At 46.2% G+C, this 19,829-nt stretch carries 21 protein-coding genes; 15 read left to right on the top strand and 6 right to left on the bottom strand.

The features are described 5' to 3' along the window. The first annotated feature begins 50 nt into the window (after window positions 1-50). From AAGA51_RS20730 to AAGA51_RS20720, 3 genes are read left to right on the top strand one after another with little or no spacing between them, the layout of a single operon-like run. Window positions 51-1,883 (top strand): DUF3604 domain-containing protein, encoded by a 1,833-nt coding sequence (locus AAGA51_RS20730; protein ID WP_052404523.1) that lies wholly within the window; start codon window positions 51-53, stop codon window positions 1,881-1,883. Between the two features lie 7 nt (window positions 1,884-1,890). Then, on the top strand, window positions 1,891-2,760 hold the full coding sequence (locus tag AAGA51_RS20725) for a peptidyl-prolyl cis-trans isomerase (protein WP_042479363.1): 870 nt from the start codon (window positions 1,891-1,893) through the stop codon (window positions 2,758-2,760). After that, entirely contained in the window at window positions 2,757-3,755 is a 999-nt protein-coding gene (locus AAGA51_RS20720) for a HupE/UreJ family protein (RefSeq protein WP_217995489.1), read from the top strand. Before AAGA51_RS20725 ends, AAGA51_RS20720 begins: the two co-directional genes overlap by 4 nt. A gap of 115 nt (window positions 3,756-3,870) precedes the next feature. Here AAGA51_RS20720 and AAGA51_RS20715 read toward each other — a convergent pair whose 3' ends face one another. After that, window positions 3,871-4,389: an RNA methyltransferase gene (locus AAGA51_RS20715; RefSeq protein ID WP_042479361.1), complete on the bottom strand. Its 519-nt coding sequence runs from the start codon at window positions 4,387-4,389 to the stop codon at window positions 3,871-3,873. Between the two features lie 211 nt (window positions 4,390-4,600). Between AAGA51_RS20715 and AAGA51_RS20710 the strand changes: the two genes are divergently transcribed. From AAGA51_RS20710 to AAGA51_RS20700, 3 genes are read left to right on the top strand one after another with little or no spacing between them, the layout of a single operon-like run. Then, window positions 4,601-5,077, top strand: coding sequence for a DUF2059 domain-containing protein (locus AAGA51_RS20710; protein WP_042479358.1), 477 nt, complete (start codon window positions 4,601-4,603; stop codon window positions 5,075-5,077). 36 nt (window positions 5,078-5,113) lie between these two features. Then, complete coding sequence (locus AAGA51_RS20705; RefSeq protein WP_081878620.1) at window positions 5,114-5,608, top strand: AAA family ATPase; 495 nt, start codon at window positions 5,114-5,116, stop codon at window positions 5,606-5,608. A gap of 38 nt (window positions 5,609-5,646) precedes the next feature. After that, window positions 5,647-6,153, top strand: a complete 507-nt coding sequence (locus AAGA51_RS20700; RefSeq protein ID WP_042479356.1) for a DinB family protein — start codon at window positions 5,647-5,649, stop codon at window positions 6,151-6,153. 80 nt (window positions 6,154-6,233) lie between these two features. Here the strand turns inward: AAGA51_RS20700 and AAGA51_RS20695 are convergent, their stop codons facing one another. The 5 genes from AAGA51_RS20695 to nifL form a co-directional block, all read right to left on the bottom strand. Then, window positions 6,234-6,764, bottom strand: a complete 531-nt coding sequence (locus AAGA51_RS20695) for a nitrogen fixation protein NifQ (RefSeq protein ID WP_042479354.1) — start codon at window positions 6,762-6,764, stop codon at window positions 6,234-6,236. A gap of 37 nt (window positions 6,765-6,801) precedes the next feature. Continuing rightward, window positions 6,802-7,089, bottom strand: coding sequence for a 4Fe-4S dicluster domain-containing protein (locus AAGA51_RS20690; protein ID WP_042479351.1), 288 nt, complete (start codon window positions 7,087-7,089; stop codon window positions 6,802-6,804). Next, window positions 7,067-8,440, bottom strand: coding sequence for a nitrogenase cofactor biosynthesis protein NifB (gene nifB / locus AAGA51_RS20685; RefSeq protein WP_081878619.1), 1,374 nt, complete (start codon window positions 8,438-8,440; stop codon window positions 7,067-7,069). The genes AAGA51_RS20690 and nifB overlap by 23 nt, the downstream gene beginning before the upstream one ends. Window positions 8,441-8,607: 167 nt before the next feature. Continuing rightward, window positions 8,608-10,245, bottom strand: coding sequence for a nif-specific transcriptional activator NifA (nifA, locus tag AAGA51_RS20680; RefSeq protein WP_042479348.1), 1,638 nt, complete (start codon window positions 10,243-10,245; stop codon window positions 8,608-8,610). A 6-nt stretch (window positions 10,246-10,251) separates the two neighbouring features. After that, window positions 10,252-11,781: a nitrogen fixation negative regulator NifL gene (nifL, locus tag AAGA51_RS20675; RefSeq protein WP_042479346.1), complete on the bottom strand. Its 1,530-nt coding sequence runs from the start codon at window positions 11,779-11,781 to the stop codon at window positions 10,252-10,254. 314 nt (window positions 11,782-12,095) lie between these two features. On the opposite strand from nifL, the gene rsxA reads away from it, so the two are divergent. The 9 genes from rsxA (at window position 12,096) to AAGA51_RS20630 (ending at window position 19,781) form a co-directional block, all read left to right on the top strand. Continuing rightward, window positions 12,096-12,671, top strand: coding sequence for an electron transport complex subunit RsxA (rsxA, locus tag AAGA51_RS20670; RefSeq protein WP_042479343.1), 576 nt, complete (start codon window positions 12,096-12,098; stop codon window positions 12,669-12,671). A 72-nt stretch (window positions 12,672-12,743) separates the two neighbouring features. Then, complete coding sequence (locus AAGA51_RS20665; RefSeq protein WP_042479341.1) at window positions 12,744-13,277, top strand: RnfABCDGE type electron transport complex subunit B; 534 nt, start codon at window positions 12,744-12,746, stop codon at window positions 13,275-13,277. 9 nt (window positions 13,278-13,286) lie between these two features. Next, entirely contained in the window at window positions 13,287-14,927 is a 1,641-nt protein-coding gene (rsxC, locus tag AAGA51_RS20660; RefSeq protein ID WP_081878618.1) for an electron transport complex subunit RsxC, read from the top strand. After that, a complete protein-coding gene (locus AAGA51_RS20655) occupies window positions 14,924-15,925 on the top strand; it encodes an RnfABCDGE type electron transport complex subunit D (protein ID WP_042479339.1) in 1,002 nt (333 codons plus the stop codon). The genes rsxC and AAGA51_RS20655 overlap by 4 nt, the downstream gene beginning before the upstream one ends. After that, a complete protein-coding gene (locus AAGA51_RS20650; protein WP_042479337.1) occupies window positions 15,922-16,530 on the top strand; it encodes an RnfABCDGE type electron transport complex subunit G in 609 nt (202 codons plus the stop codon). Before AAGA51_RS20655 ends, AAGA51_RS20650 begins: the two co-directional genes overlap by 4 nt. Beyond that, window positions 16,523-17,230, top strand: a complete 708-nt coding sequence (locus tag AAGA51_RS20645; RefSeq protein ID WP_042479334.1) for an electron transport complex subunit E — start codon at window positions 16,523-16,525, stop codon at window positions 17,228-17,230. Before AAGA51_RS20650 ends, AAGA51_RS20645 begins: the two co-directional genes overlap by 8 nt. Beyond that, window positions 17,227-17,487: an RnfH family protein gene (locus tag AAGA51_RS20640; RefSeq protein WP_042479331.1), complete on the top strand. Its 261-nt coding sequence runs from the start codon at window positions 17,227-17,229 to the stop codon at window positions 17,485-17,487. Before AAGA51_RS20645 ends, AAGA51_RS20640 begins: the two co-directional genes overlap by 4 nt. A gap of 166 nt (window positions 17,488-17,653) precedes the next feature. Then, on the top strand, window positions 17,654-18,190 hold the full coding sequence (locus AAGA51_RS20635; RefSeq protein ID WP_042479329.1) for a flavodoxin: 537 nt from the start codon (window positions 17,654-17,656) through the stop codon (window positions 18,188-18,190). A gap of 379 nt (window positions 18,191-18,569) precedes the next feature. After that, window positions 18,570-19,781 (top strand): DEAD/DEAH box helicase, encoded by a 1,212-nt coding sequence (locus AAGA51_RS20630; RefSeq protein ID WP_042479327.1) that lies wholly within the window; start codon window positions 18,570-18,572, stop codon window positions 19,779-19,781. Window positions 19,782-19,829: the final 48 nt, after the last annotated feature.

Here is a 19,829-nt window from a genome sequence, read left to right as displayed (position 1 = left end):
ATTCATTGTGTGTGTTTTCATTGATTAACAAATAATCGGGGGATTATTGAATGAACACCCGGAAGTTAACCCAAATTGCAGTTGCCATGGCGGCTGGCTGCATTACTCCTTTATTTCTCGTTTCAACCGCTGCAGCTCAAATATCTGAAAAAGACGTTCCTAAGAATCCATTAAAAGAAGCTTATTTTGGTGAACAACATGTCCACACAGGTGTTTCTATGGATGCTTTTATTGCGGGAAACAGACTCACACCTGATGACGCTTATCGCTTTGCTCAAGGCGAAGAGATCATGGTTAACGGTAGCATGCATAAAATTAAGCGCCCGTTGGACTTTGTTGCGGTGACTGACCACTCCGAATTTATGGGTGAAGCTTTCAGCCTCATGAACAAAGGTGCTCCGGGTTATGACAACAAGGTCGCTGTCGCTTTTCGTGAAGCGCCTGATCTTGAAACCGCATTACAACTTTACGGCAAATATGTTCTCGCTCCTTTAGCTGGCGGTGGAGACCCTCACCCTGAGTTCTTCCAAGGTATTGAAGCGATCAAATCCACATGGAAGAAAAACTTCGAAGCGACAGAGAAGAATTATAAGCCGGGCAAATTTACCACTATTCATGCTTATGAGTGGACTTCTGCTCCCGGCGGTTCAAACCAGCACCGAAATGTGTTTTTCCGTGATACCAATGTACCGGACATGCCCTTCTCCTCAAACGATGGTGCCGATCCGGAAATGCTTTGGGCGTGGATGCAAACCCAGCGAGATGAAGGTAAAAAAGTATTTGCTATTCCTCATAACTCCAATGAATCAAAAGGGTTATTGTTCGCAGAAGCAAGTCTAACTGGCGTACCGATTAACAAAGAATATGCGAAAACGCGCGCCAGCATGGAACCTCTAATCGAAATGATGCAGGTGAAAGGCAACTCCGAAGTGGTGCCGAATTTCTGGCCGAACGATGAGTTTGCGGACTTTGAAAATGCGACTTCAATCCAAAAATTCAATGGCCGTGGCTATGTGAAAGAAAACTTTGTTCGTTATGGGTTAGGGCGAGGCATTAAGTACAATTCTGAGCTGGGAATCAACCCATTCAAATACGGCTTTGTTGGTGGTACAGACAGCCATAACGGTACACCAAGTAATGTTGAGGAAGACAACTACACCGTGGGTAGCCATGGTTATGCAGATCGAAACGCTGAAGTTCGTTCGAAATCGATGCTCGAAGGGGAGATGTTGATTGCGGACTCTAATCCGGGTTCGTTAACCGCCGTTTGGGCGGAATCGAATACCCGAAGCGCTATCTGGGATTCAATGTTAGCCAAAGAAACCTACGCCACAAGTGGCCCAAGAATGAAGGTGCGTTTCTTTGCCGGTCAAGGTTTTGCCAGCAAATATGACAGCTATGAGACGATGGTTGCTGATGGCTACAAAAAAGGTGTGCCTATGGGTGGTGATTACAAAGGCAAAAAAGCACCGCAGTTTCTTGTTTGGGCGATGAAAGACCCAATTGGACCTAACCTAGATCGCATTCAGATTATCAAGGGTTGGTATGAAAATGGTGAAATGAAAGACACCATTTATAACGTGGCTGCTTCTGGCAAACGTTTGAAAAAAGATGGTTCGGTAACGCCAATTGACGCTCCAATTAACCTCAAAACTGGTGAATTCAACGCCAAAAAAGGTGATCCGGAGCTGATGACTGTATGGACTGACCCGAACTGGGATCCTAAACAGGAAGCATTTTACTACGTACGGGTGTTGCAACTGCCAACTGCACGCTGGACTTTATATGATGAGCTACGTTCAGGTGTGAAATATCCTGACGATGTTAAACGAGAGATTGTTGAACGCGCGTGGGCTTCACCAATTTGGTATGAGGCAAAGTAACAGCAGTATGATTAAAAAAATGATTAGAGAGCCGCTGGTTCACTTTGTTGTATTGGGTGGATTACTGTTCTCAGCTTGGTCTTGGGTTAATCCTTCTGATTCAGCAGAGAACGATCAGAACACCATTGTTATTGATCAAAGCCGTCTCGACCACTTAGAGACACTTTGGAAGGCACAGTGGAAGCGAGATCCCGCGCCAGAAGATGTGGCGGCGATTATTGATCGCCATTTGCGCCAAGAAGTCTTTTATCGTGAAGCATTACGTATGGGGCTAGATCAAGACGATGACATTATTCGCACTCGTTTAGCTCAGAAAATGGAGGCCGTTGCGAGTGATTTAAGCACTTTGATGAAGCCGCCGACTGAGGATGATCTCAAAGCGTTTTATAAGCAACGTTCAGATCTTTTTACTTTGCCTTCAGCGTTAGCGTTTGAACAAGTGCTGTATCTACCTTCTGAAGCGAATAAACAGCAGATGGACAGTACGTTGGTCAAACTGAATGCTGGTGGTGAAATACCACAAGATAGGTTGAGAAAACTGGGTGTTCCCGCTGAATGGCAGCTTACTTCTGTGCGGGCGTTAGATAACGCATTTGGTGGTGAATTCTCTGCATCTCTAATGGAGCAGCCTGTCGGTGAATGGGTGGGTCCTATCCATTCTAGGCTAGGATTTCATTTAGTGAAAGTGAATGAGAATGAGCCTTCACATGTCGCGCCCTATGAGGAGATAAAAGAATATGTAGCGCAGCAATATCAATACTACGCCGTAATTGATGCTCAAAAAAATATGTTTCAGGAGTTGTTGAATAAGTATCAGGTTCAAATCAGCGCTAACAATGTTCCTGAGCAAGTAATGCAGGAGTATGGCCAGCCATGATTTTACGCATGATGCTTAAATTTTTGGTTTGCTTTGCCTTGTATATTCCATTTGCACACGCGCATGAGATTCGCCCTGCTTATTTGCAAATTGATGAACAGAGCGCAAACCAATATGAGCTACTTTGGAAGGTTCCAACCAACAATGGTATGGTACAGAACATACGTCCGGTTTTTGATGCGGGATTTACGTTGACACCGATGCCCGGCGAAAACGTCATTAATGGTTTTGTTCTGTTTCGCTATCGTTTAACAGGGGAGACAAGCCTTGCTGGTTCTACGATTAGCATCGAAAACCTTAACCGCACTGCGATGGACGCGCTGGTTAACATCTCATTACTTGACGGTTCGCACTACAGTTTGTTGTTAAAGCCTCGCGAGAACTCAGCAGAAATACCAAAAGCAGAGACAGGTTGGCAGTTGGTTTTCTCTTACACTCGTTTAGGTGTGGAGCACATACTTGCAGGCTGGGATCATTTAGCATTTGTTGCGGCATTAATGTTGATTGTCAGTGGTTGGCCGATGTTGTTTAAAACCATTACGGCTTTTACTGTTGCACATTCGATTACTCTGGGACTTGCCACATTAAACTATGTATCTCTCCCGCCTCCACCTGTTGAAGCTTTGATCGCGTTGAGTATTGTTTTAATTGCTGCGGAAGCTATTCATCTCCGTAAGGGGAAACAGACACTGGCGAGTCGTTGGCCGTGGATTCTGGCTTTTACTTTTGGCTTGTTGCATGGCTTTGGTTTTGCTGGTGCGCTGAAAGAGATCGGCCTGCCACAGAGCGATATTCCATTAGCATTACTGTTTTTCAATGTTGGTGTTGAGATGGGACAGTTGTTGTTTATTGGAGCGTTGTTGTCTTTGATTGCGATTTATCGACGATTCCGAGACTTGCCACAAAGAGCGCCTGTGTTTACCGCTTATTGCATCGGAACACTAGCAACATTTTGGCTAATTGAACGTCTGGATATCATGTTTATCAGTGGGTAATCGGCTGAACAAGCAACTTATATAAACGTATTAAAAAACATAGGGCTGCATGATGCAGCCCTTCTTTTGTTCACAAGATCAATCGCTTATAAGATGTATAACTCAGAAGACGAAGCTAAACACCTTCTTTCACTATCAATCTGTTCTTATTGTCTCGGTTTGCCAACACTTGCTGGTAGTGATCGATGTTACCCATGGTTTTTGCCATACGGTCATACAGCACAACATTGACCGTCGCAGCAAGGTTCATGCAGCCCGTAGTCGGAACATAGACCACATGATGGGCTTTATCGACCACCTCTTGCGGCAACGAGCCGTCTTCTGGACCGAACACGTATATCGCTTTATCTGGGTGAGTGAAGTGAGGGAGTGGGACGGCGCCAAGCGCCAGCTCAACACATACGATCTCGACATCATCAGCAAGCGCTGAAGTGAGATCTTCCATCTCCACCAATCCAATTCGCTCATGGGCATGTTTGGTATCGGTTTGGAACTTTGCAGCTCGGTTATAGCGTGTTCCGTTGTAACGAACTTGAGTTGCGTTGTAGCAACCTGCTGCGCGCAATACCGCGCCTACATTGGTTGGGTTCTTAGGATTATGCAGTCCAATAATGGCTGTCGACTCTGTTGTCATTACTGTCTTTCTACTTCTGATTTCTTAAGGTGAGAGTTTACAACTCACGAGTTGGTCGAATTATGGCTCTAAATGGTCAGAAGTACTATTGCTGGTTGATGGTTTTCTTATAAATAAAATTGATTGCTTTCAGAGAAAGTGCGATGGTCGGTTTCATTGATTAGTGATGAGTTGCATATTAAATTTTTACTATTAAAAGGGAAAATGAGAAATGAACAAAGTAATCGTACTGGTGTTGTCTTTTATGTTTGTAGGTTTTGCGCATGCGTATACTGATTCACAAATAGAAACAGCAGAAAAATTGTTAGTCACGATGAAAGTAGATGAACAAATGTTGGGTGGATTTGAAAGCATGCTTCCTATCGTCAATCAACTGGCTGACAATCTACGACTCAATGACGAAGAAACGGTTGAATTGAAGAACATTTATCGCGATTGGTTTAATAATGATTTAGACAGAGAAGGTCTCAAAAGACAGATTGCCGTTGTATATGCACAAACGTTTACTGTCGATGAAATGGAAGATGTTATTCGTTTCTTTGAAAGCCCAACAGGAAAAAAACTGGTGGAGAAATCGCCATCGTTGACGCAGAAAGGCGCTCAGTTGGGTATGAACGAAGCGCAAAATAAACAGCACTTATTGCTGGAAAAGCTGACGCCTTTCATTGAAAAACATCAAGCGAAATAGTCTAGTTAGTCATCAACAGAACGACATGGAGACAATATGAAGTCATTAGGAAAACTGTTCTTTTTCTGCGGAAAAATGGGTGCAGGTAAATCAACCTATTCCAAAGTTGTCGCTGCTGAAAACAGTGCGGTACTTGTCTCCGAGGACGAATGGTTATCTGCTCATTATCCTAATCAAATTCAAACCTTTGATGACTACATTCAGTTTTCCACGTCAATTAAACCCTTCATTAAGAGCCATATTCAAAGCATTTTGAAAGCAGGGACGAACGTGGTGATGGATTTTCCAGCCAACACAGCCCGACAACGACAATGGTTGAGTTCTATGTGCTCAGAATTAGGATGTGAGCATGAACTGGTTTACTTGGATCTCTCTGACAGTCAGTGTTTGTCTCAAATAGCAAAGCGACGAATAGAGCAACCAGAGAGAGCACAGTTCGATACAGAGGCGGTATTTCATCATGTGACTCAGTATTTCGAACCCCCAACCAGCGATGAGAATTTGAATATCGTGCGAGTGGAAAGAAGCTAATTTAATCGCGTTTTTAATGGACTATTACGGGAGCAAAAATGCAGCTAGCAAAAGCATTTCAATACAAACAATGGGCAAACGCTGAGTTACTAGCGTTAGGTGAGCAGCAGTTTGACAAACTACCGCAAGATGACGCGATTTTCTTTGTCCGAATTCTCAACCATACCACTGTGGTCGATAGCCTTTTTATCAGTCGGATTCTGGGGGAGCCAGAGAAATACAGTGCTGATAATACCGTTGAAACACCTACGATCGCAGAACTTCGTCAGACAATGGAGCAGAATGATTCATGGCTAGTGAATTTCGCTCAGTCGCTGACGCCTGAAGAGCTTGAGAGAAGTGTCGTATTTAAATTTGTTGATGGTGACTTAGGAACACTGACGGTGGAAGAAATTCTTTTGCACTTGCTAACACACGGCAGTAATCACAGAGGTATGGCTTCCAGAACATTGGCAGCGAACGGTCTTGAGCGTCCGAAAGATACCTTCACTCGTTACCTGCATCAGGCCGAACCTTCACGCAGACAAAGCGAGTTTCAGTTCTAACTATCACACATCTAAAGGTTGAAGATGGTTCTGTCTTCAGCCGATAGAGAATCGAAACGGCACCGAGTCGGAAAGCTGATCTACTTTGCGGACAAATCATAACACTCTGAGTAACTGGCGCACTCTTCGCAACTTGGTGAGCGGCACACATAGTCGCCTCCGTTTTCACACAATTGGCGATACAAGAAGCGTTTCCAGCGCATGTTGTTGACGTTTTTGGCATGAAGTGACGGGAAGTAGTCTCGAAACAGAGCCGTTAGGCGAGGACGTTCCGGCATGCCTAAATCTCGCCATAAATGTTGGCTGCCCAAACAAGCACTGGCTAAGACGGTGACCATTTCGCTGCCAAAAGTAACGTCTGGATTAATCGACTCAACCAACAGCCTTTCAAGTTCTTCCAACTCACCGATCCGCATATTCATCAGCTCTAATCGTAGCCGGAGTTTCTCTTCCGCCTCTCGTGAAAGAGGAAGGGATTCTAAGCCCATGGCTAACAATAGAGCGTCGTATCCGTTCTGGTTTAAACCCATGTAGAGAGGCAGGGCGGTTTCACCCCGTTTATAGCTCTCTAGTATTGGCTGCCAATAGTCTTGAATGACGTTATCCATCATGCGTTGCCTCTCTAGTCTCTTAGATAGACTGACTACGTTAGCTATCAGCGATACTTTGCTGCTGTGACAGTTGACTTGCAACGATAGCAGGCATCAAGCTGCCTATCGGATTCAGCGGATTTCTAGATCTATCAAGAATCGCTTCCTCCACAGGGCAGATGCTTGCGCATTGGGGATTGTCGTAATGCGCAGAGCATTCATCACAGCGTTTAGGATGGATATGGAACTGATTGGCGAGCTCCGCATCTGGGTAGACGGCTTGATTTGGACACACCACCATACATGCATGGCAACCGACACATTTATTGCTGATGACAAAGCTCATAGTCCACCTCCTTGCTTTGGTTCGCGATAAGATCTTTCGCAATACTGTCCAGGCTTGCTGCGACAGACTGAAAAGCAAAATCGACATTGGGTTGAACGCCGAGTTTTTCTAACTCTCGCCATGGAGTGATCCCCATTCTGGCACTCAGTACCATTTGGCTGTCAGCGATGGACTGAATCAGAGCTTGTTTATCGATATCACCACCATCATCGCAGTCATCTTTGCCATTACAGTACAACTCAACATGACGCGTTTCCTGATAGAGAAACTGCTGTGATTCCTCACTGAACAGGTAAATTTCAAAACGTGTCGCATGACCAAAATGAAGTTGAATGTGCTCACTGCCGCTACCATCACTGGCAATTGCGACACGGAATGTATTCTTGGTTGAATGTTTGCTTGTACTCGCCTGAACGTTCTCATTCGATTGTGAAGCGCTAGAGCATGGTGATTCACCGTTGCCTAACATGCCGACGGCATCCGCTCGGCACTGTTGGCAGTGAGTCATTTGTGGCATGTGCCCGCCGCATTGCTCTCGGGCAAGTGCGACTTCTTCTTCGGTTGGCCCCCGTTGACCACTCAGACCAAAATAGGTGCCGTGACTTGGGTCTGAAATCAAAGGCATGATGTTGTGCAGCAGCGCGCCACGTTTTTTGACTTCTTCAGAGACCTCCGCCACATGTTGGTCATTGATACCGGGTATCAGTACCGTATTCACTTTCACTAACATGCCCGCTAGAGCAGCCATCTCAAGACCAAGCAGCTGCCTTTCGATTAAGGTTTGCGCTGCTTCTTTGCCGCGTAAGCGTTGATGATTGAAATAGATCCAAGGGTAGATTTTCTCACCCACTTCAGGGTCGACGGTGTTTATGGTGATAGTGAGATGGTGAACGCCCACTTCTGCCAGTTGCTCAACATGATCGGCCAATGCCAAACCATTGGTTGAAATACACAACTGAACATCAGGCTGAGCTTGTTTCAATAAACGAAGCGTAGCGAAGGTCGCTTTGGGGTTGGCTAATGCATCACCCGGCCCCGCAATTCCCGCCACGGTTAAATTTGGCGCACGCTTTTTAATTGCGTTGAATTGTCGTAGCGCACTACTGCTGTCCATCACTCTTGAAACGACTCCGGGACGGGACTCGTTGCTACAGTCGTATTTGCGGTTGCAGTAGTTACATTGAATATTGCAGGCAGGCGCGACAGGCAGATGCATCCGAGCATACTGGTGCGCTTCTTTGGAGTAACAAGGGTGCTGCTGAATTTTTTCTTGTACCTGTTTGGTGAAGAAATGGTGCACCTTATCTTGGGTTGAATGTTGCGGCCCGACAGCGCGAGAATGACTTTCCATGTCTACCTCTTGTTTACTGCTGAAATCAAACGATAGGGTTGTTCTGCAAGCTTCGTTCCGGTGTAAAAATTCAATTATTCAATAGGTTAGAAGATTGTTAGTTAAGGTTTGTCTGCCACAATGTCTGAAAGCAGACAAACCTTCCCAGTTGTTGTTTGCTCTGCTCGCTAAATTTGCTTCATTTCGATGTTCATAATCTGAATGCGATAGGCGATTTGACGCGGAGTCATATTCAGCAGCCTTGCAGCCTTTGCTTTTACCCATCCTGAGCGCTCAAGTGCATCAATCACCATGTCTCTCTCATCTCCCGTTGGCACCTCTTGGGATGAATGAGGATAGTCCGGCATGGATGCTCCGTTCATCGGCGAGGAATGTGCAGCCGTATGATGAGTGGATGGATTATGGTTATGAACGGGATGGTGAAGCGTTGGCTGAGCAGGCGCTTGGAAAACTGGCTGAGACTTGTTGAGAGAAATCAATTCTGGGCCAATAACCCCTGATTCACACAGCACCGACGCTCGCTCTAATGTATTTTCCAGCTCACGCACGTTACCCGGCCAATGATGAGACATCATCAGACGAATCGCTTCATCGCTCAGTGTCAGCTTACGTTGCTGAGCTTTACTCAGGTTTTGCATCATGTGCTCGGCCAATTCTGGGATGTCTTGCAAACGCTCTCGTAGTGGTGGCAAATACATAGGCATAACGTTAAGGCGATAGTAGAGATCCTCACGGAAATTGCCTTGCGCCACCTCCTGTTCAAGGTAGCGGTTGGTTGCCGCTATGATTCGAACGTTAACCGAAATGGTTGATGTTCCACCTACGCGTTCAAACTCTTTCTCCTGCAACACTCGTAACAATTTCGCCTGAAAAGCCGGACTGGTTTCGCCAATTTCATCAAGAAAAATGGTGCCGCTGTCCGCCATTTCAAAGCGTCCTTTGCGTTGTTTCACCGCGCCGGTAAATGCGCCTTTTTCGTGTCCAAACAGCTCAGATTCAAGCAAGTTATCTGGCAAAGCTGCACAGTTCAGTTTCACAAACGGTAAGTTGGCTCTTGGCGAGTTGTAGTGAATGGCATTGGCAACTAGCTCTTTACCTGTGCCGGATTCACCACGAATAAGTACGGTAGAATCCCAGCGCGAGACCAGCCTGATCTGTTCAAAGATCTGACGCATGGATTTGGTGTGCCCAACCAGATTGCGGAAGCTGTAGTTGTTGCGAACCTTGCGTCGTAAGTTGTCGCGCTCATCCACCAATTGTTGTTGGTGAGTTTCTACCTTGTATGCCAGTTGAACGTTCTTGGCGATCAAGTTGGCAATCATGTTTAGGAAGTTGGTTTGTAAGGTAATCACGCCTTCAATAAACTTTAACGGTTGGGCTGACAATGCACCGATTACTTTGCCATTGGCGTCTTTCAAAGGGACGCAGATAAACGGTTTTTCGTAGTCATACAGTGCCAGCTTGTCCGCAAAGCGTTGGTCGCTACCAAGATTATGCAGCACGATAGAGCTGCCTTGGCGCAGAACTTCGCCCACCAATCCTTCGCCGATTTTATAAGACACCTGCTTGTGCTGCGCTGCCGAATTCGGTTGCGGAGAGTGAACCGATTTAATCAGCAGTATGTCTCGTGTACTGTCGAGAATGGTCAGCATACCGCACTGCAAAGCGCACTCATCGTGAAGCACTTGCAGGATTTTATCGGAAGATTCCACATAGTTGAGGCTGGTATTCAGCACACTGGATATCTTGTACATGGCCGCCAGTAACTGACGCTCCAAGTTCAATAAAGTCATTTCGTCTGTCATAGTCGATCACCATTGGCTGATGGGAAAAGTAAGACAGATGTGTGCGCCACGTAAGCGCTCACTATTGCTGACATTAATTGTGGCTGAGTGTTCATTGAGAACCTGCTGCACAATGGAAAGCCCGATACCTCGGCAGCCAGTTTGGTGTTTTGGTTTGGTGCTGAAGAACGGTTGGAAAATTTTGAGTCGTTGCGACTCTTCAATACCAATACCGCTGTCTTCGACAATCACCTTAATTTCACCGTCACTTTCGTAAGTGCAGATGATGATGGTTCGGTCGCTAGTTTTCGCCGCCTGAATCGCATCAATTGAATTATCAATCAACTGTTTCAATGCCAGAATCAAGCGATGTGACATACCGTTAATGGTTGAAAGACGAGGCGCCAGTATCAGTTCCAAATTAGACGATGACTTGAGCAGTTCATCGGTGCTGATATCACTGACATCACGAATTACCTGATTGAGATTAACCGGCTGAAACGCTTCGCTGGTTCGTTCAGGAATCGCCAGTTTGATGTCTTGCATTGCATCTAATGCGGTATCCATCGCCTCATCCATTGCCACTAAGCCTGGGCAGGCGGGGTTGGTGCGTTTAAGAATACGCACCGCAGATTCAATCATATTGAATGGACCTTGCAATTGATGCAGCGTACCCATCAGAGCTTCTTGCATGGCATGCACGTATTTGTTATCGCGCGCCATCAGTTTCATGGCGTTAATGCGGCGCTCTTCCACCAGTTGTTTTTCACGGGTTCTTTCTGAAATTGCGATAACGGTATAGTCGTCATCTTCAGGTAGGAAGTAGGAATCCACACTGCTGGCTGCTACTGGTGTTTTCACCAAAGCGTACTCAAACCAACGTTCACGAACTGGTTCATTGGATTCGATATAAACCCCTTTATAGCGGTTGTCTTTTTTACCAAGGAAATCTGCGACTGAGTCATGCCCGTAATCGTTGAGCAAACTGTTGAGCAGTGCATCAATCGGAGACTGCCCAATGCTCTTTTCAATATTACTGAACTTCTGATTACTAAACAGAACACGGTGTGAGCTATCAACAAGTGCGATGGCGATAGGTGCAGCGTTAAGCACTGCCTGAAACATCGCAAACTGGTTTTTTTGCTCGGTTATAAGTTGGTGACGTTCGGTAATGTCTTTATGAATCGCGTAGTAACAGACTTCACCTTGGGGATGCGACAGACGCGAGATTGAGATTTCTGCTATATACGCTTCACCGCTTTTCTTACGGTTAACCAACTGTCCTTGCCAGTGATTCCCTTCCGATATGGTTTTCCATAAGTTTTCGTACACGCTTCTTGGTGTGGCTTTGTAAGACAGAAGAGAAGAGTTTCTGCCGATGAGCTCACTAAAACTGTAGCCTGTGATGTCTGAGAATGTTTGGTTCACAAAAAGAATAGTGCCTTTGTGGTCGGTGATGCTAATCGCGACTGGCGCATGCGAGACGATTTGTTCAAATGCCTGATAATCGAAAATAGGCGGAGTTGCGCCTTCTAAGAGTGTGTCTACTTGTCCCATAAGTGCCATCCTTTGCTCTGTTTGGTCCTTCGTCATAGGCAACAATGCATTTCTTATTCCATATAAAAAGCATGGGAATGGTTGGGGTCAGCTAACATCTCCTTGTTTGATTTAAGACAAACGAAAGAGAAATTTTGAACTTTGTCATCTTCCTGACAAAGCAAAAATTGGCTTAAAAAGAGCGCTTAATCGCGCGTTAACATCTGTATTTTCAGGGCTATGCGAATCAATTTAGTGCAAAAAAGACGGCTGGCATAACGTATGCACCAAGCTAGGGAAAGGCCAATTGACCCTAGTAGAAAAGGAATGAAGTTATGTCTGAAGGATTGATTATTTTGCTCAGTGCCGCGTTCGTGAACAACGTGGTATTGGCTAAGTTTCTCGGTCTGTGTCCGTTCATGGGGGTATCGAGCAAGATCAGTAGCGCTGTGGGAATGGGGGTAGCGACCACATTCGTACTCACCATCGCGACTGTCTCAACTTGGCTGCTGGAGTTCTATATTTTGCGCCCTCTAGGGCTCGAATTCATGCGTATTATCGCGTTCATTCTTGTCATCGCTGCTGTGGTTCAGTTTACCGAGTTGTACGTAAAGAAAAGTTTCCCCGCGCTGTATCAGGCTTTGGGGGTTTATCTTCCGCTAATCACCACTAACTGCGCTGTATTCGGTGTTGCGCTGCTCGCAGTTCAGGATGATCTCTCTTTTATCGATACCTTGATGTTCAGTGTCGGTTCGGCAGCGGGTTTCTTAATTGTGATTACTTTGTTCGCAGGGTTACGTAGCCAACTGGTACTCAGCCGTGTTCCCGCTGCATTCAAGGGTACACCCATCGCATTTATTACCGCAGGGTTTCTATCGATGGCTTTTATGGGCTTTTCAGGAATGGCTTAGGTCTGACCCAAGCTTAAGTAGCTGTTGAGCGAGGTAAAGGTCAAAGAAGGTAGCGGTCAAGGAGGACTGTCGATGTTAATCATAGCTTTAGTGTTTTTTGTCTGTCTGGGGGCTTTACTGGGTATCGCACTCGGTTATGCAGCCATTTTGTTTCGAGTAGAGAGCAATCCACTGGTTGACCAAATTGAAGCTATTTTACCCGGAGGTCAATGTGGGCAATGTGGTGAAGCGGGTTGCCGACAAGCGGCTGAAAAAATGGTGGCAGGTGAACTCAATCCGAATGCGTGTCCTCCGGGTGGATCGAATTTGGCAGTGTCAGTTGCTGAAATGTTGGGTGTATCTATTGATGTCGCTGATCAAGACAAGCCGCTAGTGGCGTACATCGCAGAAAGCCAGTGCACTGGGTGTAACCGCTGCTATAAAGCATGCCCATTTGATGCCATTGTCGGTGCTCCAAAGCAACTGCATACCGTTATCAAGGATGTGTGTACCGGATGTCAGTTATGTCAGAAAGCCTGTTCTCAAGGCTGCTTATCTATGGTTGAAGTTCAGCCAGATGCAGCGAGTTGGTATTGGCCAAAACCAACATTACCGGTCGCGGTGTAGGAGTAGATTATGTTGAGTTTAAGCGGCCATCCGTTTCGTGGTGGGATTCATCCAAAAGCTTATAAAGAGTTAACCAGTGATAAGAAAATTGATACTGGCTTCTGGCCTCGTAATGTTTTCTTGCCTTTACAATTACGCAATGGCGCACGTTTAAAATCGCTGGTGGCTGCGGGTGAACACGTCTATCGCGGTCAGAAAATTGCAGTCGGGCATACCGATATGGTGGCTCCGGTTCATTCGCCAGTGAATGGTATTGTGACAGCGATTACTGAGCATTTGACTACCCATCCTGCCAAAGTGAAGTGCGATACCATCATCATTCGTGCAAATGAAGATCGCCAATGGGGAAAACCCGCATCCAGTGGCAGTATCACTAACCTCGACCCCGAAACAATTATCGAGCGAGTAAAAGAAGCGGGGATTGTTGGTTTGGGTGGTGCAGGTTTCCCAACCGCCGCCAAATTGATGTTTGCACACAAAGCGAATGTGGAGACGCTCATTATTAACGGTGGCGAGTGCGAGCCCTATCTTACTTGTGATGATCTCACTATGCAGTCGTATCCAGCTGAGATCATTGCTGGCATAAAGTTAATGATGACCGCAAGCGGTGCGAAAAAAGCCATCGTTGGTATTGAAGACAACAAGCGCGATGCTTTTGATGAGATGTTCCATGCGGCGAATGCCGAACCGGATGTCGAGATCCGTCTGGTGCCAAGTGTTTACCCAATGGGTTCAGAAAAGCACATGATCAAAACCCTTACTGGTCATGAAGTGCCAGCGGGTGGATTATCGACTCAAATCGGCATTCTGGTTAACAACATTGCGACCGCTCGTGCTGTGTATCATGCGGTGCGTTTTGAACGACCTTTGGTTTCGCGCATCGTGACGGTCTCGGGCAAAGGAATTGGTCAGCCATGCAACATAGATATACCTATCGGCACACCCGTCAATGATGTGATCAACTATTGTGGCGGGTTAAGTGACAGTACCGAACGCTTGATCTTTGGTGGACCGATGATGGGGCAAGTGATCCCGTCACTTCAGGCCGCAATAGATAAAACAGTCGGCGGCATTCTCGCTCTAACAGAAGATGAAGTGATCGATGAATACAAACATCAGGAGTGTATTCGTTGTGGTCAATGTGTTCGTGCATGTCCGATGAATCTAATGCCGTTTCAGATGGCCGCGTACACACGAGTCTCTGATTTCAAACGCACTCAAGAACTTGGTGTACAAAACTGTTTGTCTTGTGGTGCGTGCAGCTATGTTTGCCCATCTTCCATTCCTTTAGTGCAGTATTTTATGCACGCCAAAGGAGTGATTAATTCTAACGCTCAGCAAGAGAGAAAATCAGCGCAAGTGAAAGCGCTCAATGAAGCTCGTAAGCAACGCTTAGAGCAAGAGGCGCTCGTTGTTGTTGCTGCGAAATCGGCACCACGTCCGTCACGGCCAGCACGCACGGTTGCATCTTGTGAAAGCTCAAACACAGCAAAAGCTGATAAACCCTCAAGACCAGTGAGACCAACCAGAGTGGCTCGTAATCAAGTGGCTGACACGGTTAAAGATACTGTACAGACAACTTCAGAGAAGCCCGTTCGCCCAGCACGACCAACCAGACCTCAACGACAAGCGAAGGAGGAGCAAGCATGATTAAGTATGACGCTGCGATAGGGCCATTTGCCCACAATGCGAACTCCAGCTCTCGCATCATGTACACCGTGATTTTGACCTTGCTGCCAGCCTGCATTTTTGGCTTCTTTCAGTTTGGTTTAAACAGCGTAGTGCTAATGCTGGCAACTTGTTTAGCTGCTGTAGTTGCTGAGTGGCTATGCTTGATGGCGATGAAAAAGAACCCAATTGCATGTATGGACGGGTCGGCGTTACTTACGGGCATGTTATTGACGATGAGTTTGCCACCCACTTTTCCGGTCATGCTTGGGGTATTTGGTGCTGTTTTTGCTATCGCTTTGGGTAAACATATCTATGGTGGATTAGGGCAAAACCTTTTCAATCCAGCGATGTTAGCCCGCGTGATGTTGTTGGTCTGTTTCCCTGTGGAAATGACGCTTTGGGCAGACCCAACTCCCATTGATTTAAGCCATAACTTGGTTTCAGTACCCGATGCTTGGTTTCATTTTGATGGTGTCACTTCCGCGACCGCTCTGAGTACCGAGCGTACCGAACCGATTGTATTTATTGATCTATTGCTGGGTAAGCAATCAGGCAGCTTCGGTGAAACTAACGCACTGTTTATCTTGCTTGGCGGTTTGTATCTGCTCTATCGCCGCATTATTCATTGGGCAATTCCAACCAGTTTTATGCTAGGGCTGGGCGCACCTGCACTGGTGGCGCATTTTATCTCTCCAGAGAGCTACCTTCCGTTTTGGATTCAATGGACCAGTGGTGGCGCTATGCTCGGCGCGTTCTATATCGCGACCGATCTCGTTACATCACCAACCAGTGTTCGAGGTCAGATGCTGTATGGATTGGGTTGCGGATTCTTAGTCTGGTTAATTCGAACATTTGGTAGCTATCCCGAGGGTGTGGCGTTTGCAGTATTGATGATGAATGCTGCCAGTCCGCTCATTGATTACTACATGCGTCCGAATGTGTTTGGTCGTCGTCCTGCGGTGGAGAAATCGTCATGATGGAGCAGATTGAAAAATGGAAAGAACAGGTTGGCTACCAAGCAGGTTTGCTTGCGGTGACATGCGGTCTGGCTGCCATATTTTTGGTGCTGACTCAGTGGATTACCCAGCCTTTGATTGAACAGCGTATCGCAGAAGATCAGAATGCGCTTCTGAGCGAAGTACTGGCGGGTCAGGATTATAGCAACGATGTGTTTGCCAGCGGAAAAGTCATTGAGTATCAAGGTTCACAGTTTGATTTATTTGCGGTTGAGAACAGCCAACACGAAGTGATCAGTTGGGTTATTCGTGGCGTGCAAGATGGTTACAGCGGTCCTATTAGTTATTTGGTAGGGACTACACCACAAGGCGAAATTCTCGGAGTTCGGATTATCAGCCACAGTGAAACGCCGGGGTTGGGTGACAAAATCGAATTAGCGAAAAGCTCATGGATTTTGAGTTTTGCAAAACGTTCACTAGAAAGCACTCCGCTTTGGGCCGTGAAAAAAGATGGAGGTGACTTTGATCAGTTCAGTGGCGCGACTATTACTCCACGCAGTGTAGTGGAGGGTGTCCATAAAGCGCTACTCGCGTTAGCACAAGAGCAGGAGGCAAACCATGAGTGATTGTTCTTCAAGCAATAAGTCAAATGGTGAGTACAAAAATATCATTCAGCAAGGGCTTTGGAGTAACAACATTATCCTCAGTCAGTCGTTAGCTTTATGTCCACTGCTGGCGGTTACCAGCAGTGCAACCAACGGTTTAGGTTTGGGGCTGGCGACTATGGTGGTGATGGTGCTCTCGAATGCTCTCAATTCCCTAGCAAAAGGTGTGATAAGTAAAGCGGTTCGGATCCCCGTGAACGTTATCATCATCGCGACTCTTGTGACTGTTATCGATGCTTTACTTAACGCCTATCTGCATCCACTGCATAAAGTGCTGGGGCTTTTTATTCCACTCATCGTAACCAACTGCGCAATTTTAGGACGGGTTGAGTCCTATGCCAGCCGTTCTCCCTTAGTGCCTTCCATTATTGACGGCGTGTTCATGGGTTTAGGTTTTACTTGGGTGCTGACCGTACTTGGCGGTATTCGGGAAGTAGTTGGTAGCGGCACTTTGTTTAGTAATGCGAGCTTGTTACTCGGCAAGAGTTTTTCGTTTTTGGAAACCACTGTGATTGCTGATTATCACGGCTTGTTGCTGGTCATCCTGCCACCCGGAGGCTTTCTCGCACTGGGCTTGGTTCTGGCTTTGAAGCAGAAACTGCTTGCGGTTTTAGAAAGCAATCGCCTTGAGAAACTGGATATGCAAGGAGAGCAAGGATGAAAGTAAGCGTTGTGTATGCCTTGCCAACCGAGCAAGTGTGGCTTCCCGTGACTGTGGATGAACAGGCGACCGTTTTAACTGCCATTCATGGTTCGAAGATTTTAGAAATGTATCCGACCATTGAACTCGACAGCCAGAAGGTTGGCATATTTGGCAAGATCACCACTCTCGATGCACCGTTGAAAAATGGTGATCGAGTAGAAATTTATCGTCCTCTGATATGGAAACCCGAGGACGACGATGACGACGACGATTGATGTCGGCTTTGTGACAATTTGTCGTTTGTACGTTTCACGATGTTTATAACCTATTGAATTTAATAGACCCAACTTAGGAACGGCGATTGCACTACAGATAAAGGTCAATCGATGTCACTGAAACGATGTAGGAATGGTCAGGACATATTTTTCAAAGGAGTGATGTATGGCTAAAGTAGGCATTTTTTTTGGTACCGATACAGGTAGCACTCGCAAAATGGCGAAGCTGATTCAAAAGCAACTGGGTGATGAAATTGCGGATAAACCAAAGAACATCAACCGAGTCGATGTGGAAGAGTTCACTAGCTACGAATGTTTGATTCTCGGTACGCCGACATTAGGGCAGGGGCAGCTTCCTGGCTTGTCAGTGGATTGCCAAGAGGAGAGCTGGGAAGAATTTCTTCCTAACTTTTCCGATATGGATCTAACAGGCAAGAAAGTTGCGTTATATGGCTTAGGTGATCAAGTGAGCTACAGCAATGAGTTCGTCGATGCTCTTGGTGAGCTTTATGATTATGTGGCGAACTGCGGCGCAGAGATGGTTGGATTCTGGCCAACGGAAGGTTACGAGTTCAATGCGTCAAATGCTGTGGATGGTGATGACTTTGTGGGCTTGGTGCTGGACAAAGACAACCAAGCGAGCCTAACAGAGCAGCGTATCGCAGGCTGGGTAGAGCAAATTAGTGCCGAAATGAACCTCTGATACTTTTGGGTAGCAATGAAAATGACCGATATTGAACACAAACACGCATAAACCCATCCTTGGGGCTCCAATTTGCCTTCCATGGCAAATAGGGTTTGTTTATCAATATCGGTCAAATCTCTAATTCAACGATAAATGTAATAAGTAATACCAGTTTCTTAACGGTGGCTGGTGCGTTCCCACATTACGCAGACTTACAGGCAGTCAGGATGTTTAGCTCTTAGTCTTTGATTGAGCATTTAAACAAGAAAGCAGCCACCGTTAAGTTTTTTTATTGTCTCTTCGTGTTAGAATCCGCGGCTCAATTTAGAGTGGCTTAGAGCAGAGGTTCAAAAGCTGTTCTATCTTTTTCGTAAATTAATCTTTTCAGAGTCGATTCATGTCATTTGCAAAACTAGGATTGAGTGAAGCACTGTCAAAAGCAGTGACGGATCTTGGTTATCAGAAACCTACATCTATTCAAACCAAAGCCATTCCAGTGATTTTGCAAGGGCAGGATTTGATCGCCGCTGCACAAACGGGTACGGGTAAAACCGCCAGTTTTGTGCTGCCAATATTGGAAAAGTTACAACGCGGAAAAACACAGAAGAAAAAACGTGTTCGTGCACTGATTCTTGTACCGACTCGTGAGTTGGCAATTCAGGTTGCAGACAAGGTAAAAGAATACGGTCAGTTTACTGAGCTCACTTCGCTTGCGATGTACGGAGGCGTAGACGAAAAGGCGCAAAAGCAGGCGTTGATTGATGGCGTAGATGTGCTGGTGGCGACACCGGGACGTCTGCTCGATATGTATGGTCAACGCGCAGTGTATTTCGAAGAGATCGAAATGCTGGTGCTGGATGAAGCTGACCGTATGTTAGACATGGGCTTTATCGAGTCTATTAACAAGATCATTGACCGTGTGCCAAGAGATGCACAAAGTTTACTCTTTTCGGCCACGCTGTCTCATAAGGTTCGTGATTTAGCGAAAACGGTGGTTAACGATCCGTATGAAATTTCAATTGCGGCGAATCAGGCTTCGAAGTCGAACATTGAACAGTGGTTGATTACCGTCGATAAAGACATGAAATCAGCACTACTCAGCCATCTGATTAAAGAAAATCAGTGGGATCAGGCTTTGATCTTCATCGAGACAAAACACGGTGCGGCGAAGCTAGTATCACAGCTAGAAAAGCGTGAAATTGCCGCTGAAGCGTTCCACAGTGGTCGTAGTCAGGAAGTGCGTACGCGCTTACTGGAAGATTTCAAAAACGGCAAGATTAAGTACCTCGTAGCGACGGGTGTGGCTGCGCGCGGTATCGATATTGAAGAGCTTTCTCGCGTGGTGAACTATGACTTACCATTCCCAGCAGACGAGTACGTTCACCGCATTGGTCGTACTGGTCGTGCAAACGCAAGTGGTGAAGCGATTTCCTTTGTATCGAAAGATAACTTCAAGAACCTTTGCATGATTGAGAGCCGTTTAGGTCACTTGATTGAGCGTCGTGAAGTGGAGGGATTCCAACCTCGTAAACCTGTCCCTATTTCTATTCTGAACTATGTGCCAAAGCACAAGCGCCAGAAGGAAGAGCAAGAGAACCAAGATCAGTAATCTTGTTGACGAAAAATGAAAAATGAAAAACGAAAAAGCGAGCTTGTT

This window comes from Vibrio diazotrophicus, from assembly GCF_038452265.1.
GTDB classification, from domain to species: Bacteria; Pseudomonadota; Gammaproteobacteria; order Enterobacterales; family Vibrionaceae; genus Vibrio; species Vibrio diazotrophicus.
Note: the sequence above shows the minus strand (reverse complement) of the source record. Positions and strands in the feature narration are given on the sequence as shown.

What these genes read in the sequence shown, in the direction of transcription:
- nifL (WP_042479346.1), bottom strand. Translation starts at nt 11,781, where the DNA reads ATGGGACAAGTAGACACACTCTTAGAAGGCGCAACTCCGCCTATTTTC.
- AAGA51_RS20725 (WP_042479363.1), top strand. Translation starts at nt 1,891, where the DNA reads ATGATTAAAAAAATGATTAGAGAGCCGCTGGTTCACTTTGTTGTATTG.
- AAGA51_RS20730 (WP_052404523.1), top strand. Translation starts at nt 51, where the DNA reads ATGAACACCCGGAAGTTAACCCAAATTGCAGTTGCCATGGCGGCTGGC.
- AAGA51_RS20630 (WP_042479327.1), top strand. Translation starts at nt 18,570, where the DNA reads ATGTCATTTGCAAAACTAGGATTGAGTGAAGCACTGTCAAAAGCAGTG.
- AAGA51_RS20690 (WP_042479351.1), bottom strand. Translation starts at nt 7,089, where the DNA reads ATGAGCTTTGTCATCAGCAATAAATGTGTCGGTTGCCATGCATGTATG.
- AAGA51_RS20700 (WP_042479356.1), top strand. Translation starts at nt 5,647, where the DNA reads ATGCAGCTAGCAAAAGCATTTCAATACAAACAATGGGCAAACGCTGAG.
- nifA (WP_042479348.1), bottom strand. Translation starts at nt 10,245, where the DNA reads ATGACAGACGAAATGACTTTATTGAACTTGGAGCGTCAGTTACTGGCG.
- AAGA51_RS20720 (WP_217995489.1), top strand. Translation starts at nt 2,757, where the DNA reads ATGATTTTACGCATGATGCTTAAATTTTTGGTTTGCTTTGCCTTGTAT.
- AAGA51_RS20645 (WP_042479334.1), top strand. Translation starts at nt 16,523, where the DNA reads ATGAGTGATTGTTCTTCAAGCAATAAGTCAAATGGTGAGTACAAAAAT.
- AAGA51_RS20640 (WP_042479331.1), top strand. Translation starts at nt 17,227, where the DNA reads ATGAAAGTAAGCGTTGTGTATGCCTTGCCAACCGAGCAAGTGTGGCTT.
- rsxA (WP_042479343.1), top strand. Translation starts at nt 12,096, where the DNA reads ATGTCTGAAGGATTGATTATTTTGCTCAGTGCCGCGTTCGTGAACAAC.
- AAGA51_RS20665 (WP_042479341.1), top strand. Translation starts at nt 12,744, where the DNA reads ATGTTAATCATAGCTTTAGTGTTTTTTGTCTGTCTGGGGGCTTTACTG.
- rsxC (WP_081878618.1), top strand. Translation starts at nt 13,287, where the DNA reads ATGTTGAGTTTAAGCGGCCATCCGTTTCGTGGTGGGATTCATCCAAAA.
- AAGA51_RS20710 (WP_042479358.1), top strand. Translation starts at nt 4,601, where the DNA reads ATGAACAAAGTAATCGTACTGGTGTTGTCTTTTATGTTTGTAGGTTTT.
- AAGA51_RS20655 (WP_042479339.1), top strand. Translation starts at nt 14,924, where the DNA reads ATGATTAAGTATGACGCTGCGATAGGGCCATTTGCCCACAATGCGAAC.
- AAGA51_RS20715 (WP_042479361.1), bottom strand. Translation starts at nt 4,389, where the DNA reads ATGACAACAGAGTCGACAGCCATTATTGGACTGCATAATCCTAAGAAC.
- AAGA51_RS20650 (WP_042479337.1), top strand. Translation starts at nt 15,922, where the DNA reads ATGATGGAGCAGATTGAAAAATGGAAAGAACAGGTTGGCTACCAAGCA.
- AAGA51_RS20695 (WP_042479354.1), bottom strand. Translation starts at nt 6,764, where the DNA reads ATGATGGATAACGTCATTCAAGACTATTGGCAGCCAATACTAGAGAGC.
- AAGA51_RS20705 (WP_081878620.1), top strand. Translation starts at nt 5,114, where the DNA reads ATGAAGTCATTAGGAAAACTGTTCTTTTTCTGCGGAAAAATGGGTGCA.
- nifB (WP_081878619.1), bottom strand. Translation starts at nt 8,440, where the DNA reads ATGGAAAGTCATTCTCGCGCTGTCGGGCCGCAACATTCAACCCAAGAT.
- AAGA51_RS20635 (WP_042479329.1), top strand. Translation starts at nt 17,654, where the DNA reads ATGGCTAAAGTAGGCATTTTTTTTGGTACCGATACAGGTAGCACTCGC.